Below are 16,116 nucleotides of genomic sequence, written 5' to 3' on the forward strand. Positions count from 1 at the left end.
CGCGACATCTGAGACACCCGAGGTCATAGATGACTGAGCGTCAGCCCGCCGAAGGCGCGCGGGAGAAGGACCGGCCGTGGCTCATGCGCACGTACGCCGGTCACTCCACGGCCGAGGCGTCCAACGAGCTGTACCGGCGCAACCTCGCCAAGGGACAGACCGGCCTGTCGGTCGCGTTCGACCTGCCGACGCAGACCGGCTACGACTCCGACCACATCCTCGCCCGCGGCGAGGTCGGCCGGGTCGGCGTGCCCGTCGCGCACCTCGGTGACATGCGCCGGCTGTTCCAGGACATCCCCCTGGAGCAGATGAACACCTCGATGACGATCAACGCCACCGCCATGTGGCTGCTGGCGCTCTATCAGGTCGTCGCCGAGGAGCAGGGCGCGGACATCACCAGGCTCCAGGGCACGACCCAGAACGACATCGTCAAGGAGTACCTGTCGCGGGGGACCCACGTCTTCCCGCCGGGGCCCTCACTCCGGCTGACGACGGACATGATCGCGTACACGGTCTCCCACATCCCGAAGTGGAACCCGATCAACATCTGTAGCTACCACCTACAGGAAGCGGGCGCCACGCCGGTCCAGGAGATCGCGTACGCGATGTCCACCGCGATCGCGGTTCTCGATGCCGTACGCGACTCAGGGCAGGTCCCCGCCGAGAAGTTCGGGGACGTCGTGGCCCGTATCTCCTTCTTCGTGAACGCGGGCGTCCGCTTCATCGAGGAGATGTGCAAGATGCGGGCGTTCGGGCGGATATGGGACAAGGTCACGCGCGAGCGGTACGGCATCGAGAACCCCAAGCAGCGCCGCTTCCGGTACGGCGTCCAGGTCAACTCCCTCGGTCTGACCGAGGCGCAGCCGGAGAACAACGTCCAGCGGATCGTCCTCGAGATGCTGGCCGTGACCCTCTCGAAGGACGCACGCGCGCGTGCCGTGCAGCTGCCCGCCTGGAACGAGGCGCTGGGCCTGCCCCGGCCCTGGGACCAGCAGTGGTCGCTGCGGATCCAGCAGGTCCTGGCGCACGAGAGCGACCTGCTGGAGTACGAGGACATCTTCGAGGGCTCGCACGTCATCGAGGCGAAGGTCACCAAGCTCGTCGAGGAGTCGCTCGCCGAGATCGACCGGATCCAGGAGATGGGCGGCGCGATGGCCGCCGTCGAGTCGGGCTACCTCAAGTCGCAGCTCGTCTCCTCGCACGCCGAGCGCCGCGCCCGGATCGAGTCCGGGCGAGAGAAGATCATCGGCGTCAACATCTTCGAGACGACCGAGCCGAACCCGCTGACGTCCGACCTGGACACCGCGATCCAGACGGTGGACCCGGCGGTGGAGGCGCGGGTCATCGCGGGACTGCAGAACTGGCGCGACACGCGCTACCAGCCGCCTTTCAACCACCCGCGCCCGTGCAAGGCGCTGGAGAAGCTGAAGGAGGCCGCCAAGGGCACCGGCAACCTCATGGAGGCCACCCTGGAGTGCGCCCGCGCCGGCGTCACGACCGGCGAGTGGTCCGGGGCCCTGCGGGAGGTGTTCGGCGAGTTCCGGGCGCCCACGGGGGTCTCGTCGGCGCCGGTGGCGGTCCCCGCGGAGGAGGGCTCGGCCATGGCCGACGTCCGCCGCCGTGTCGACGTGACCGCCAAGGACCTCGGCGTCGGCAAGCTCCGCTTCCTGGTCGGCAAGCCGGGCCTGGACGGGCACTCCAACGGTGCCGAGCAGATCGCCGTGCGGGCGCGTGACGCCGGGTTCGAGGTGGTCTACCAGGGGATCCGGCTGACGCCCGAGCAGATCGTGGACGCGGCCCTGGCGGAGGACGTGCACGCGGTGGGCCTGTCGATCCTCTCCGGCTCGCACGCCCAGCTGGTGCCGGACGTCCTGGAGCGGCTCCGTGTGGCCGGTGCCACAGATATACCCGTGATCGCCGGTGGCATCATCCCGAATGGTGACGCCGAGCAGCTCCGGGCCGCCGGTGTGGCCGCCGTCTTCACCCCGAAGGACTTCGACATCACCGGAATCATCGGCCGCATCGTCGACGAGATCCGGAAAGCGAACAAGCTCGACCCTCTGGAGGTCCCCGCATGACCGTCAACCGTCTGCGTCCCCGCCGCTCGTGTCTCGCGGTGCCGGGAAGCAACCCCCGCTTCCTGGAGAAGGCGCAGGGCCTCCCGGCGGACCAGGTCTTCCTCGACCTGGAGGACGCGTGCGCCCCCCTCGCCAAGCCCGAGGCGCGGCACACCATCGTCAAGTTCCTCAACGAGGGCGACTGGACGGGCAAGACACGGGTCGTGCGCGTCAACGACTGGACGACCGAGTGGACGTACCGCGACGTCGTCACGGTCGTCGAGGGGGCCGGCCAGAACCTCGACTGCATCATGCTGCCGAAGGTGCAGACGGCCCAGCAGGTCGTCGCCCTGGACCTCCTCCTCACCCAGATCGAGAAGACGATGGGCTTCGAGGTCGGCAAGATCGGCATCGAGGCGCAGATCGAGAACGCCCAGGGCCTGAACAACGTCAACGAGATCGCGACGGCCTCCCAGCGGGTCGAGACGATCATCTTCGGCCCGGCCGACTTCATGGCGTCGATCAACATGAAGTCGCTGGTCGTGGGCGAGCAGCCGCCCGGCTACCCGGCGGACGCCTACCACTACATCCTGATGAAGATCCTCATGGCCGCCCGCGCCAACAACCTCCAGGCGATCGACGGCCCCTACCTCCAGATCCGCAACGTCGACGGCTACCGCGAGGTCGCCCAGCGTGCCGCGGCCCTCGGCTTCGACGGCAAGTGGGTGCTGCACCCGGGCCAGGTCGAGGCGTCCAACGAGATCTTCTCGCCGTCGCAGGAGGACTACGACCACGCCGAGCTGATCCTGGACGCGTACGAGTACTTCACGTCCGAGGCGGGCGGCAAGAAGGGCTCGGCGATGATCGGCGACGAGATGATCGACGAGGCCAGCCGCAAGATGGCGCTGGTCATCTCCGGCAAGGGGCGTGCGGCCGGCATGCAGCGCACGTCGAAGTTCGAGATCCCGGAGGCCTGAGCGCGATGCAGTTCGGACGCACCTACGAGGAGTTCGAGGTCGGGGCGACGTACAAGCACTGGCCGGGCAAGACGGTCACGGAGTACGACGACCACCTGTTCTGTCTCCTCACCATGAACCACCACCCGCTCCACATGGACACGAACTATGCGGAGAAGACGACGGACTTCGGCAAGAACGTCGTCGTGGGCAACTACATCTACTCCCTCCTGCTCGGCATGTCCGTGCCGGACATCTCCGGCAAGGCCATCGCCAACCTGGAGATCGAGTCGCTGAAGCACGTGGCGCCGACCTTCCACGGCGACACGATCTACGGCCAGACGACGGTGCTGGACAAGTGGCCGTCGAAGTCGAAGAACGACCGCGGCATCGTCTACGTCGAGACCAAGGGCTACAAGCAGGACGGCACCCTGGTGTGTGTCTTCCGCCGCAAGGTGATGGTGCCGACCGAGACCTACATCAAGGAGCGCGGCGGCGAGCAGCCGGGCCGCCCCGAGCTCAAGGAGCAGGAGAAGTAGCCATGGCGCGACTCGCCCAGACCGCCGGTCTGACCGACATTCAGCAGGAGATCCTCTCCACCGTCCGTGACTTCGTGGACAAGGAGATCATCCCGGTCGCGACCGAGCTGGAACACCGCGACGAGTACCCGCAGCAGATCGTCGACGGCCTCAAGGAATTGGGCCTCTTCGGTCTGATGATCCCCGAGGAGTACGGCGGTCTGGGCGAGTCGCTCCTGACGTACGCCCTGTGCGTCGAGGAGATCGCCCGCGGCTGGATGTCGGTCTCCGGCATCATCAACACGCACTTCATCGTGGCGTACATGCTCAAGCAGCACGGCACGCAGGAGCAGAAGGACCACTTCCTGCCGCGCATGGCGGCCGGCGACATCCGCGGCGCCTTCTCGATGTCGGAGCCGGGCCTGGGCTCCGATGTGTCGGCCATCACGTCGAAGGCGGTGAAGGACGGCGAGGAGTACGTCCTGAACGGCCAGAAGATGTGGCTGACGAACGGCGGCACGTCAAGTCTGGTCGCCGTTCTCGTCCGAAGTGACGAAGGACACCCCGAGGGCACCGCGCCCCACAAGTCGATGACGACCTTCCTCGTCGAGAAGGAGCCCGGCTTCGGAGAGGTCCGCCCCGGCCTCACCATCCCGGGCAAGATCGACAAGATGGGTTACAAGGGCGTCGACACGACCGAACTCATCATGGACGGCCTGCGCATTCCGGCCAATCGGGTGCTCGGCGGCGTCACCGGCCGAGGTTTTTACCAAATGATGGACGGCGTCGAGGTCGGGCGCGTCAATGTGGCGGCCCGTGGCTGCGGTGTCGCTCAGCGTGCGTTCGAGCTGGGCGTTCAGTACGCCCAGCAGCGGCACACTTTCGGCAAGCCGATCGCCCAGCACCAGGCCATCCAGTTCAAGCTGGCCGAGATGGCTACCAAGGTCGAGGCGGCGCATGCCATGATGGTGAACGCGGCACGCAAAAAGGACTCCGGGGAGCGAAACGACCTCGAAGCAGGGATGGCGAAGTACCTCGCCTCCGAATACTGCAAGGAGGTCGTCGAAGACGCCTTCCGGATCCACGGCGGCTACGGCTTCTCCAAGGAGTACGAGATCGAGCGCCTCTACCGTGAGGCTCCGATGCTGCTCATCGGTGAAGGTACCGCCGAGATCCAGAAAATGATCATCGGTCGCAGGCTGCTCGAAGAGTATCGGTTCCAGGGCTAGATGTCCGTGTTGGGGGTGTTTTCTTCGAGAAGAAGATCACACCCCGTCAGCACTCTTCGGCCGCCGACTCGACTTCCTGGCTTGCCCAGTTGTGGCCCACGACCGGTACGATCCCGGGAAAGCCGCCGTCCCCCGTCGAAGCGCGGCATCATCCGCTACGAAGGTCATCCATGCCCCACAGCCAAACCTCTGCACCTCGCGACAGCCGGGCCGGCGTACGCCTCGCGCGCGGAGCATCGCCGTGGCTTCTCCCGACCGTCGCCACCGCAGCCCTCAGCCTGGCCCGCGCACGCCGCTCCGGCGTCGCCAAGGCCGTGGCCGTACCCGCCACCGCGCTCGCGGCGGGCATGCTGTGGTTCTTCCGCGACCCCGAGCGCGAGATCGCCCAGGGCCGGGTCATCTCGCCCGCCGACGGTGTGGTGCAGAGCATCATGCCGTGGAAGGACGGCCGCACCCGCGTCGCGATCTTCATGAGCCCGCTCAACGTCCACGTCAACCGTGCGCCGCTCTCCGGCACCGTGACGTCCGTGGAGCACATCCCCGGCGGGTTCGTTCCGGCGTTCAACAAGGAGAGCGAGAACAACGAGCGCGTAGTCTGGCATTTCGACACCGAACTCGGTGATATCGAGATGATCCAGATCGCCGGCGCGGTGGCCCGCCGCATCGTTCCCTACATCCCGCAGGGCACGAAGGTCGAGCAGGGCGACCGTATCGGTCTGATCCGCTTCGGCTCGCGTGTCGACATCTACCTGCCCGAGGGCGTGGAGGTCGCGGTCGAGGTCGGGCAGAAGACCGTGGCTGGGGTGACTCGCATTGACCGTGATTGATCCTGAGACACAGTCGGGCTGGGTGCCCGAGGCCGACGAGGTCGACGAGGAGGAGATGCCTCTTTCTCTCCGCCTGTCGATAGCGGACACCCTCACCCTCGGCAACGCCACGTGCGGCTTCATGGCGGTGTACTTCACCACCACCGGTATTCTGATCCCGCACCTCTCGGGTGACGACCTGGGCATGGCCCGCAACAGCGCGGCCACGGCGGTCATCCTGATGCTGTGCGCGGCGGTCTTCGACCTGTTCGACGGCCTGGTGGCGAGGAAGCTGCGCTCCTCCCCCATGGGCGCGGAGCTGGACAACCTCTCGGACCTGATCAGCTTCGGCCTGGCCCCGGCGTACTTCGTCCTGGTCTACGGCATGGTCGCCAACGACGCGCACGAGCGGGTGGCGGCGGTCGGCGCGATCGTCGTGCTGCTCGCGGTGGTGCTGAGACTCGCCCGGTTCTCGTGCGTGACGGTCCCCAACGGGATGTTCCAGGGCATGCCCTCGCCGTTCGGAGCGCTGACGGTGGTCTCGATCGTGCTCCTCGAGCTGCCCTTCGTGGCGACGCTGCTGGCGATTCTGGGTACGGCCTGGCTGATGGTGAGCCGCGTCGAGTACCCGAAGCCGCGGGGGCGCCTCGCGGTGGCGATGCTGTCCTGGATCGTCGTGTCGATGGGTCTGCTGGCGGCCTGGGCCTTCGACGCCCCGAGCGGCCAGCTCCTCCTCCAGACCGGCTGCGCGCTGCAGCTGGTGACGGGCGCGGTCATCCCGCTGTTCGCCACGGCCCGCCGGGTGAACAACTTCCGCGACAACCGACGTGAGGCGCGGGCGGCGCAGCTGCCGTAGCGCTCCGCTGGGTGGGGCCCCGGACCGGGTTGGTTCGGGGCCCTTCGCATGTCCGGCGCCCGGCACCGGTGGGGACCTCGGGATTCCTTCGCCCCCGCCGCCCCTACCCGTCCCATCCTTCTGGGGCTCCGCCCCAGACCCCGCTCCTCAAACGCCGGAGAGGCTGAGTGGTTCAGCCCGAGGACTAGGCCCCTCAAGGGCCGAAAGCGGGGGTCTGCGGGGGGGCGCAGCCCCGCAGGGGCGAAGGAGGAATGCGGGTCAGGACAGGAAGTCTCGGGCGAGGCGTTCTGCCGAGCGTTCCAGGATCGGGCCCGCGTCCGCGATGCACTTGGCCACGTCCGGTTCGATCTCCGTCAGGGGGTACGCCCGCCGGATACCGGCCCGGCCGAGCGCCTCGGGGGCCAGCGCGAGGCGACCGCACACGGCGACGACCTCCTTGCCGGCCGCGCGGGCGGCGGCGGCGACGCCCGCCGGGGCCTTGCCGTGCAGCGTCTGCTCGTCGAGGGAGCCCTCGCCGGTGATGACCAGGTCGGCCCGCTCCAGCGCGGGCGCGAAGCCCAGGACGTCGAGCATGACCTCGATGCCGGGCCGGAAGCCCGCGCCGATCAGCAGGGCGCCGTAGCCGATGCCGCCCGCCGCTCCCGCGCCCGGCGACGCGGCGTGCTCGGCCGCCCTGGGGCCGACCGGCCCCTCCAGCACCTTCGCGAAGTGCGCGAGCGCGGCATCCAGCGTCGCCACGTCGTCCGGGGAGGCGCCCTTCTGCGGGCCGTACACGGCGGGCGCGCCCTTCGGACCGGTCAGCGGATTGTCGACGTCGCTGGCGAGCACCAGCTCGACGGAGGACAGCCTCGGGTCCAGGCCGGAGAGGTCGGCGGTGGCCAGGTCACCCAGGCCGCCCCCGCCCGGCGGCACGGGTTCCCCGTCCGCGTCCAGGAAGCGCGCGCCCAGCGCGCTCAGCATTCCGGCGCCGCCGTCCGTGGTGGCGCTGCCGCCGACCCCGAACACGATCGTGCGGGCGCCCGCGTCCAGCGCGGCCCGCAGCAGCTCTCCGGAGCCGTAGGTGGACGCCGTGAGCGGCGCGAAGACGCCCGCGGGCAGTCGCTGCAGGCCGCTCGCCTCCGCCATCTCCACGACCGCCGTGTCGTCGCGCAGCGCGAACGCCGCCGTCACCTCGTGCCCGAGGGGCCCGGCGACCCGGACCTCCCGCCGCTCGAAGCCGGCCGCGACCGCCGCGTCCACGGTCCCGTCGCCGCCGTCGGCCACGGGCATGGCCTCGACCTCGACGTCCGGCACGACCCGGCGCAGACCTGCGGTCACGCGCTCGGCGACCTGCACGGCCGTGAGCGACCCTTTGAACTTGTCCGCGGCGATGAGCACGCGCTGTGTCACCTGATTTTCCCCTTGCTCTCCGGGCCTCGCGCACGTCAAGGCCAGTCGCGCCGCTGCGACCTTAACCGGAGGAGGCCCATGGCGTCATGCGATGCCCGGACCCTGAGAAGGGGGTGGGAACAACGTACGAGCGGGCTGGGAAGCCGCTGTGCGAGCTGCCGAACCCCGAGCGGCCGCCGCCGGAATTGGGTAAACCGGTCCTATGACCCCTGTGGGCACCGAGCCAGAGCTCGCCGACCGCGTCCTCGGGGGCTGGCTGGGCCGGATCGCGGGCAACATGCTCGGCAAACCGGTCGAGCAGGGCGACCTGTGGACGCGGGACCGGATCGACCAGTATCTGCGGCAGGCCGCCGCCCTGCCGCTCACCGACTATCTCCCCGAGCCGCCGGGTGAGGGCGACGGCTTCGAGCTGCGGCCCGAATGGCGGAGTTGCGTGCGCGGCCGGATCCACGGCAGCTGCCGCGACGACGACGTCGACTACGCGATCCTCGGCCTCGACCTGCTGGAGACCCACGGTTTCGGCTTCAGCACCGAGCAGGTCGGCGACCTGTGGCTGCTGCGGCTGCCGTACCTCCAGACCTTCACGGCGGAGCGGGCCGCGTACCGCAACCTCGCGAACGGACTGAAACCGCCGCTCACCGCCACGTACGACAACCCGTACCAGGAGTGGATCGGCGCCCTCATCCGCGCCGACATCTACGGCTGGACCTGTCCGGGCGTCCCGCGCCGCGCCGCCGCCCTCGCCCGCCGGGACGCGGTGCTCTCGCACACCGGCAACGGCGTGTACGGCGCGATGTGGGCGGCGGCGCTGGTCTCCGCGGCGTTCACGGCGCGCACGGTCCGCGAGGCGGTCGACCAGGCGCTCGTCGTCATCCCGGCGAGCAGCCGCCTCGCCCGCACCGTGCGGCGCGTCGTCTCGCTCCATGACACCCGGATGACCTGGGAGGACACGCTCACCACGGTCGCCGAGGAGACCGCCGGGCTCGGCTGGATCCACACCGTCCCGAACGCCGCCGTCCTCACCGCCGGGCTCCTGTACGGCGACGGCGACTTCACACGCACCATCACCCTCACCGTGCGCGGCGGCCTGGACACCGACTCCAACGGGGCGACGGCCGGTTCGGTCGCGGGGGTGCTGACCGGGGCGCAGGCGCTCCCGGAGCAGTGGACCGAGCCGCTTCAGGACACGGTGCGCAGTGCGGTGTTCGGGTTCGACGGGGTGCGGATCAGCGAGCTGGCGGAGCGGACGGTGCGGCTGGCGGAGGCCGCGCAGGAGTAGGGCCGGGCAGCGGGCACGAGGTGGTGTCGCGCGGGCTCGTTAGGCTTCCTGGATGACCACCACGCCTGACTTCGCCGCGTACATCGCGGGTCTCCCCCGTGTCCTCGCCGGTGCCGCCGCCCTCTTCCGTGACGCCGAGGGCCGGGTGCTGCTCGTGGAGCCCAACTACCGTGAGGGCTGGGCCCTTCCGGGCGGTTAGGCACGATCGAGTCCGACGACGGGGAGACGCCCCGCGAGGGCGCGCGCCGCGAGACGGCCGAGGAGATCGGCCTGGACCGGCAGCTGGGCCGGCTGCTCGCGGTGGACTGGGTGCACGGAGTGGGGCGGCCCCCGCTGGTGGCGTATCTGTACGACGGCGGGGTCCTCGGCGAGGACGACTTCAAGGCGATCCGGTTGCAGGAGGAGGAGCTGCTGTCCTGGCGGCTGGTTCCGCGCGGCGAGATCACCGCTCGTCTGCCCGGCGCCCTGGGCCGCCGCGTCCTGGCCGCGCTGGACGTCCTCGCGGACGGCGGGGGGACGGCGGAGCTGGAGAACGGTCACCGGGTGCACTGACGGAGGACCGGGGGCCGAGGCGGGGCGGGGCGACCCTCGACGTCTCGAATATCCATTCGCGGCCGTCACGGCGCCCGTCCTACCCTCGGCAGCATGACCAAGCCCCTCGTCGCCCTCCTCAGTGGCGCCGGTATCTCGACCGACTCCGGGATCCCCGACTACCGCGGACCGAACGGGCTGTGGCGGCGTGATCCCGAGGCCGAGAAGCTCGTGACGTACGAGTACTACATGGGCGATCCGGAGATCCGGCGGCGCTCGTGGCAGATGCGGCGCAAGAACCGGACGCTGCGGGCCGAGCCCAACGCGGCGCACCGGGCGGTGGCCGAGCTGGAGCGGTCCGGGGTGCCGGTGCGGGTGATCACACAGAACGTGGACGGGCTGCACCAGCTCGCGGGGATGCCCGCCCGCAAGGTGCTCGAACTGCACGGCAGCGCACGGAGTGTGCTCTGCACGAAGTGCCATGCGCGCGGTCCGATGGAGGACGCCCTGGCGCGCGTCGAGGCCGGCGAGGACGACCCGCCGTGCCTGGAGTGCGGCGGCATCCTCAAGTCGGCCACGGTGATGTTCGGCGAGCGGCTCGATCCCGTGGTCCTCGGCGAGGCGGTCGCGATCACCAAGGCCTGCCAGGTGTTCATCGCCGTCGGCAGCAGTCTCCAGGTGCAGCCCGCCGCCGGACTCGCGGGCGTCGCCGCCGACCACGGCGCCCGGCTGGTCATCGTCAACGCCGAGCCGACGCCGTACGACGACCGCGCCGACGACGTCGTCCGGGAACCCATCGGTACGGCGCTGCCGACCCTGCTGCGCGAACTCGCCGCCTGAACCCGCCGCCCGGAGCCGCCGCGCGGAAAAGCAGCTGCGCGGGCGCGGTCGGTGGCTCAGAATCCGTCCATGACCTCTGCGATTCGCCATGTGACGATCGATTCCGCCGACGCCTACCACCTCGCCGGCTTCTGGTCCCGGGTGCTGGACCTGCCCGTCCACGAGGACGACAAGCCGGGCGACGAGGAGGTGCTGCTCGAGGGCGCGGGCCTGCTGTTCGTCACCGTCGGCGAGCCCAGGACCGGCAAGAACCGGGTGCATGTGGACCTTCAGCCGCAGGACCGCACGCGGGACGAGGAGGTCGAACGGCTGCTCGCCCTCGGTGCCACTCTGGTCGACGACCGCCGCGCGCCGGACGGCACGGGCTGGGCGGTCATGGCCGATCCCGAGGGCAACGAGTTCTGCGTGGAGCGCAGTGCCGCGGAGCGCACCGGCTGAGCCGGGACAGGGCTAGAACAGGGCTGTTCCGTTCTCGAGGTCCAGCAGCCGCCGCTTGCGGTCCAGGCCGCCGCCATAGCCGGTCAGGCTGCCGTTCGCGCCGACGACGCGATGGCAGGGGACGATGATGCCGACCGGGTTCCTGCCGTTGGCGAGGCCGACCGCGCGGGAGGCGCCGGAGCTGCCGAGGGCGTCGGCGAGTTCGCCGTAGGAGCGGGTCTCGCCGTACGGGATCTTCCGCAGTTGCTCCCAGACGCTGCGCTGGAACGGTGTGCCGCGCAGGTCGAGTTCGAGGGTGAACTTCTTCAACTCGCCGCCGAAATAGGCTGCCAGCTGCTCTTCGGCCTCTCCGAAGAGGGACTCCTCGCGGGTGCCGAAGGTCTCCTCGTGCGGGCGGTGGCGCTGGTCGGTCATGTAGAGGCCGCACAGGACGCCGTCCTCGGCGACGAGCGTCAGGGGGCCGTACGGGCTGTCGATGACGGTGTGCTGCTTCATGGCGAATTCCTGACGTCCTTACACGGGGAGGAAGTTGATCGGGTGGCTGTCCGTCGCCCACAGGTACTGGACGGCGTACGCCCGCCAGGGGCGCCACGCGGCCGCCCGGGCCGTGAGGGCAGCGGGTGTCGACGGGAGGCCCAGCTCCTGTGCGGCGCGGCGGATGCCGAGGTCGGTGGGGAGGAAGGCGTCGGGGTCGCCGAGGGCGCGCATCGCGATGACGTCGACCGTCCAGGGGCCGAAGCCGGGCAGGGACAGGAGGCGGGCCCGGGTCTCCGGCCAGTCGCTGTCGGGCCCCAAGTGGACCTCTTCGTCGGCGAGTTGACGGACCAGCGTGGTGAAGGTCGCTCGGCGCGTGCGGGGCATCGCCAGTGACTCCGGGTCCACGCCGGCCAGCGCCTGCGGGGACGGGAAGAGGTGGGTGAGGCCGCCCTCCGGATCGTCGACGCGCTCGCCGTGGGCGGTGACCAGGCGGGCCGCGTGGGTGCGGGCGGCTGCCGTGGAGACCTGCTGGCCGAGCACGGCCCGTACGGCGAACTCCGCCTCGTCGACCGTGCGCGGGACCCGGCGTCCGGGCGCCTTGTCGACCAGGGGTGCGAGCAGGGGGTCCGTGCGCAACTGGTCGTCGATCGCGACCGGATCCGCGTCCAGGTCGAGCATCCGCCGGCACCGGCTGATCGCCACGGTCAGATCGCGCAGGTCACCGAGGGTGAGGCGGCAGGCGATGTGGTCCGGCTGGGGTGACAGGGACACGATGCCGTGGCCGTACGGCAGTCTGAGGGTGCGCCGGTAGGCGCCGTCCCGCCACTCCTCGACCCCGGGGACGGCGGTCGCCGCGAGGTGGCCGAAGAGGTTGTCGGGGTTGAGCGGGAGGCGGAACGGCAGGCGCAGGGTCAGGACGCCTGCGGTGTTCGCCGTGGTCCCCGGGGTGCCGCGGGGTGCGCGGGCGCGCAGGTCGCTGGGGGCGAGGGCGAAGACCTCGCGCACGGTGTCGTTGAAGGTGCGGATGGAGGCGAAGCCCGCCGCGAAGGCGATGTCCGCCATGGGCAGGGGCGTCGTCTCGATGAGGAGTCGGGCCGCCTGGGCGCGCTGGGCGCGGGCCAGGGCGAGCGGGCCGGCACCCAGTTCGGCGAGGAGCTGGCGTTCGATCTGCCGGGTGCTGTAGCCGAGCCGGGCGGCGAGGCCGGGCACGCCCTCGCGGTCCACGACGCCGTCGGCGATCAGCCGCATCGCGCGGGCCACCAGGTCGGCGCGCTGGTTCCATTGCGGGGAACCGGGGCTGGTGTCCGGGCGGCAGCGCTTGCACGCCCGGAACCCCGCCTGCTGGCAGGCGGCGGCGCTCGGATGGAACCGCATGTTCTCGGGCTTGGGCGGGACCACCGGGCAGCTGGGCCGGCAGTAGATCCCGGTGGTCACGACCGCCGTGTAGAACCAGCCGTCGAAGCGGGCGTCCTTGGACCGGACGGCGCGCACGCAGCGCTCGGTGTCGGTGTGCATCCCCTTCTGCATGCATCCAGCATCGGCCACATGGGGCGGCGAGGGCTGGCGAGAATCCGACATCGACCTCGTCTGTCCTGGTAGCTGCCGGATCGCCTCTCGGGACCTTGCGGACCCCGCATGAACAATCATTCATATGTTCGCGTACGATGAGTAAGATACCCACATGGGTCATGGAGCCGTCACCACCGCGCAGGACGCTTCGGAGCGCGTACGTCTGGACGCGGCCAACGTGGCCAAGGTCGCCACCACGCTCCAGGCCCTGTCCACCCCCTCCCGCCTGCTGATCCTGGCGCGGCTGCGCGAGGGGCCGCTGCCGGCCACGGAGTTGGCGGCCGAGGTGGGGATGGAACAGTCCGCCTGCTCGCACCAGCTGCGACTGCTGCGCAACCTGGGTCTGGTCGTGGGTGAGCGGCAGGGCCGTTCGGTCGTGTACGCGCTGCACGACCACCATGTCGCCGAGCTGCTCGACCAGGCCGTGTACCACGTGGAGCATCTGCGACTGGGCATCAGCGACGCGGCCGAGTGAGCCCGGTCGTCACCGCGCCGTCGGGCCCGGAGTCGGGCCCACGCCCCGCAACTGCTGGATCTTCCCGCCGAGTCGGGGTCGCAGCCGCTCCAGCAGCTCCGGTTTCGCGCTGACCACCCAGCGGGTGCCGACGAGGTACTTGCCGCCGTAGACGGAGGCCGCGTCCAGCCAGGTGAGCTTGAGCTTCTCCTGTGGGAACGTCGTGATGAGGTAGTCGCCCCGCTCGGTCCGGCAGACCCCCTCGCGCAGTTCGTCCGCCTCGGTCCGGATCCTGACCTCGCAGCCCGTCAGGTCGGCGATCACCTCGACCTTGGCGGGGGCGACGACGCCTGCCACGGTGGCGGAGACGTTCGTCGGGCCGCTCTCGGCGGCGGTGCCCTTGTCCTCACCCCCGCCGCACGCGGTGGCCAGGAGCAGAAGTACCAGACCTCCGGTCGCCGACGCGACGCGGCCGCCGCGCCCTGCGCGTCCTCGCTGTGGCTGCACGAAGCTTCCTCGGTGTGACGGTGACTGCACGAGAGGTGGTACGGATCAGCGCCCGGAGCCGTTCACCTCACCGGTCAGGTCGTTCCGGTCGGCAGCCAGCGCGCGAGGTAGGCCCGTAGCCCCGCCAGCTCGGCACCGCGTGCGACGTATCCGAGGTGGCCGTCGGGGCGCACCAGACCCTGGGCGACGTCCGGCCAGGGACTCAGGTCGCCCAGGCGGTGCACGGTGATCAGTTCGGTCCGGCCTTCCAGCAGCGGGGCGATCCGCCGGTCCGGCCAGAGGTGCGGCGGTCCGGTCAGCGTCAGATGCCAGCCCGGGGCGGCGAGCCGCGCCTGGAGCCCGCGCGGCAGGTCGGGCAGGCGGTCCCCGGCGCGTGGGCCGTGGCGGGGCGGTCGGGTGCCCTTCGTCGAGGCGGGGCTGCGGCGGTAGTGGATGCCGAGTTCGGAGACGGTACGGAAGATCCGTCGGCGGGGTGCCGTCGGGCGCAGCGCCAACGGGGCGAGCCACGGGAGGAGTCGTTCGCGGGCGAACCGCAGGACGGGGTGGGAGCTGGTGCCGATGACGAACGCGCGGTCGGTGAAGCGGCGTACGTCGTGGCCGACCGGGACGCGTTCGGTCCCGTACGTCTCCAGCAGTTCCTCCGGCGCGGCGCCCCGGCACACGAGGGCGATCTTCCAGCCCAGGTTGAGGGCGTCCTGAATGCCGGTGTTCATGCCCTGGGCGCCGGCCGGACTGTGGATGTGGGCCGCGTCGCCCGCCAGGAAGAAGGGCCCGGAACGATAGCGGGCGGCGCCGCGGTTGTGCAGCCGGAACTCGGTCATCCACACGGGATCCCGCAGGAGAAGCCCCTGCGCGCCGTACCGGTCGGCGATCCCTTGCAGGAGCGGCACCGTCACCTCACCGCCCGGGACGTCGGACGGCCGCATGGCCAGCATCCGCCAGGAGGCCGGCGAGCCGAGCGGGAAGAAGAACAGCATTCCGCCCCCGGTCAGGTACGAGTGCACGGCCCCGGGCTCCAGCCCGTCCACCTCCAGGTCGGCGAGCAGGTAGGTCCGCGGGTACGCGTAGCCCTCGAAGCCGATGCCCGCCCGCGCGCGCACGGTGCTGTGGGCGCCGTCGCAGCCGACGACGTAGCGCGCCGTCACGGTCTCCTCCGTGCCGTCGCGACCGCGCAGCCGACACGCGACGTGCGGGCCGCGCCGCTCCAGGCCGATCAGTTCGGTGCCGCGCTCGACGGTCACGTCGCGCCCGGCCAGGTGCTCGCCGAGGACGTGCTCCGTCTCGGCCTGCGAGAGGAACAGCAGGAAGGGGTACGGGGTGTCTCTCGCCCCGATGTCGAAGAGCCGTACCGACACCGTGCGCCGGGTCAGGTGCAGCCGCAGCCGCATCGCGGGATTGCCCCGGTCCACCAGCCGCTCGGACACACCGAACCCCGCCAGCGCCTCCAGCGTGCGGGGCTGGATGCCGAGTGCCCGGGACTCGCGCACCCGGTCCAGGGAACGGTCGACGATACGGAATCCGGTGCCGTAGTCGCACAGTTGCGCGGCGAGCGCGAGCCCGGTCGGCCCCGCGCCCACCACCAGCACATCCAGCGATGCCGTCATGCGTCCACCGTAGCCAGGTCCGACGCGCCCTCGGCGTGCGGTGCGCTCGGTCAGCCGACCCGCGTGGCGAACGCCTCGTACGCCCGCTCGTCGAAGAGGACGAAGCGGACCTCCTCGACGTCGGTCTCCGCCTCGCGCACCGTGTCCACCGCGATGCGTGCCGCGTCCTCCAGCGGATAGCGGTAGACACCCGTGGAGATCGCCGGGAAGGCGACGGTGCGGGCGCCGAGCTCGTCGGCGACCCGCAGGGACTCGCGGAAGCAGGAGGCGAGGAGATCCGAGCGGTCCTCGCCGGGGAGGAAGACCGGGCCCACCGTGTGGATCACCCACCGCGCGTCCAGCTCCCCCGCCGTCGTGGCGACCGCCTGGCCCGTGGGCAGGCCCTTGCCGTACCGGGAGGCGCGCAGCTTGCGGCAGTCGTCGAGGATGGCGGGGCCGCCGCGGCGGTGGATCGCGCCGTCGACTCCTCCCCCGCCGAGGAGGGAGGAGTTCGCGGCGTTGACGATCGCGTCCACGGTCTCGCGCGTGATGTCGCCCTGAACGAGCCTGATGGTGGTCATGCCCGCCTCTATACCAGCCGGTCGGCCGCGGCGACCGGACCAGCGC

Annotated in this window: 16 protein-coding genes and 1 pseudogene; 11 read left to right on the forward strand and 6 right to left on the reverse strand. The window is 70.7% G+C overall.

Translation table 11 applies throughout. The annotated features are described in order from the left end of the window. The first annotated feature begins 29 nt into the window (after positions 1–29). The 6 genes from ACFU95_RS08145 to pssA all read left to right on the forward strand — a co-directional run bounded on the left by ACFU95_RS08145 (position 30) and on the right by pssA (position 6,422). On the forward strand, positions 30–2,078 hold the full coding sequence (locus ACFU95_RS08145; protein WP_383823450.1) for a protein meaA: 2,049 nt from the start codon (positions 30–32) through the stop codon (positions 2,076–2,078). Continuing rightward, complete coding sequence (locus ACFU95_RS08150) at positions 2,075–3,034, forward strand: CoA ester lyase (protein ID WP_328751602.1); 960 nt, start codon at positions 2,075–2,077, stop codon at positions 3,032–3,034. The genes ACFU95_RS08145 and ACFU95_RS08150 overlap by 4 nt, the downstream gene beginning before the upstream one ends. Positions 3,035–3,039: 5 nt before the next feature. Continuing rightward, complete coding sequence (locus tag ACFU95_RS08155) at positions 3,040–3,552, forward strand: MaoC family dehydratase (RefSeq protein ID WP_030948303.1); 513 nt, start codon at positions 3,040–3,042, stop codon at positions 3,550–3,552. Positions 3,553–3,554: 2 nt separating this feature from the next. Continuing rightward, complete coding sequence (locus tag ACFU95_RS08160; protein ID WP_031475707.1) at positions 3,555–4,760, forward strand: acyl-CoA dehydrogenase family protein; 1,206 nt, start codon at positions 3,555–3,557, stop codon at positions 4,758–4,760. Positions 4,761–4,930: 170 nt separating this feature from the next. Then, the gene (locus ACFU95_RS08165; RefSeq protein WP_048579466.1) at positions 4,931–5,587 is read left to right on the forward strand and encodes a phosphatidylserine decarboxylase; all 657 of its coding nucleotides are present in this window, start codon (positions 4,931–4,933) and stop codon (positions 5,585–5,587) included. Continuing rightward, entirely contained in the window at positions 5,574–6,422 is an 849-nt protein-coding gene (gene pssA, locus ACFU95_RS08170) for a CDP-diacylglycerol--serine O-phosphatidyltransferase (protein ID WP_383823455.1), read from the forward strand. Before ACFU95_RS08165 ends, pssA begins: the two co-directional genes overlap by 14 nt. A gap of 258 nt (positions 6,423–6,680) precedes the next feature. Here the strand turns inward: pssA and ACFU95_RS08175 are convergent, their stop codons facing one another. Further along, positions 6,681–7,799: a glycerate kinase gene (locus ACFU95_RS08175; RefSeq protein ID WP_383823665.1), complete on the reverse strand. Its 1,119-nt coding sequence runs from the start codon at positions 7,797–7,799 to the stop codon at positions 6,681–6,683. 214 nt (positions 7,800–8,013) lie between these two features. Here ACFU95_RS08175 and ACFU95_RS08180 point away from each other — a divergent pair, with 214 nt between their 5' ends. The 4 genes and pseudogenes from ACFU95_RS08180 to ACFU95_RS08195 all read left to right on the forward strand — a co-directional run bounded on the left by ACFU95_RS08180 (position 8,014) and on the right by ACFU95_RS08195 (position 10,899). Continuing rightward, entirely contained in the window at positions 8,014–9,090 is a 1,077-nt protein-coding gene (locus ACFU95_RS08180) for an ADP-ribosylglycohydrolase family protein (RefSeq protein ID WP_383823458.1), read from the forward strand. 52 nt (positions 9,091–9,142) lie between these two features. Continuing rightward, positions 9,143–9,642 (forward strand): annotated as a pseudogene (locus ACFU95_RS08185) (NUDIX domain-containing protein). 93 nt (positions 9,643–9,735) lie between these two features. Then, a complete protein-coding gene (locus ACFU95_RS08190; RefSeq protein WP_383823461.1) occupies positions 9,736–10,461 on the forward strand; it encodes an NAD-dependent deacetylase in 726 nt (241 codons plus the stop codon). A gap of 69 nt (positions 10,462–10,530) precedes the next feature. Then, on the forward strand, positions 10,531–10,899 hold the full coding sequence (locus ACFU95_RS08195; protein ID WP_383823465.1) for a VOC family protein: 369 nt from the start codon (positions 10,531–10,533) through the stop codon (positions 10,897–10,899). 12 nt (positions 10,900–10,911) lie between these two features. Here ACFU95_RS08195 and ACFU95_RS08200 read toward each other — a convergent pair whose 3' ends face one another. Continuing rightward, entirely contained in the window at positions 10,912–11,394 is a 483-nt protein-coding gene (locus tag ACFU95_RS08200) for a methylated-DNA--[protein]-cysteine S-methyltransferase (RefSeq protein WP_383823468.1), read from the reverse strand. 18 nt (positions 11,395–11,412) lie between these two features. Continuing rightward, positions 11,413–12,903, reverse strand: coding sequence for an AlkA N-terminal domain-containing protein (locus ACFU95_RS08205; protein WP_383823470.1), 1,491 nt, complete (start codon positions 12,901–12,903; stop codon positions 11,413–11,415). Between the two features lie 154 nt (positions 12,904–13,057). On the opposite strand from ACFU95_RS08205, the gene ACFU95_RS08210 reads away from it, so the two are divergent. Continuing rightward, positions 13,058–13,420, forward strand: coding sequence for an ArsR/SmtB family transcription factor (locus ACFU95_RS08210; protein WP_383823473.1), 363 nt, complete (start codon positions 13,058–13,060; stop codon positions 13,418–13,420). A 9-nt stretch (positions 13,421–13,429) separates the two neighbouring features. Here ACFU95_RS08210 and ACFU95_RS08215 read toward each other — a convergent pair whose 3' ends face one another. From ACFU95_RS08215 to ACFU95_RS08225, 3 genes are all read right to left on the reverse strand, one after another. Beyond that, positions 13,430–13,906, reverse strand: coding sequence for a hypothetical protein (locus ACFU95_RS08215; RefSeq protein WP_383823476.1), 477 nt, complete (start codon positions 13,904–13,906; stop codon positions 13,430–13,432). 74 nt (positions 13,907–13,980) lie between these two features. After that, positions 13,981–15,510 (reverse strand): FAD-dependent monooxygenase, encoded by a 1,530-nt coding sequence (locus ACFU95_RS08220; RefSeq protein WP_383823479.1) that lies wholly within the window; start codon positions 15,508–15,510, stop codon positions 13,981–13,983. A gap of 50 nt (positions 15,511–15,560) precedes the next feature. Next, on the reverse strand, positions 15,561–16,070 hold the full coding sequence (locus ACFU95_RS08225) for an O-acetyl-ADP-ribose deacetylase (protein WP_383823482.1): 510 nt from the start codon (positions 16,068–16,070) through the stop codon (positions 15,561–15,563). Positions 16,071–16,116 lie beyond the last annotated feature (46 nt).

The organism is Streptomyces sp. NPDC057623 (assembly GCF_042800355.1).
GTDB lineage: Bacteria > Actinomycetota > Actinomycetes > Streptomycetales > Streptomycetaceae > Streptomyces.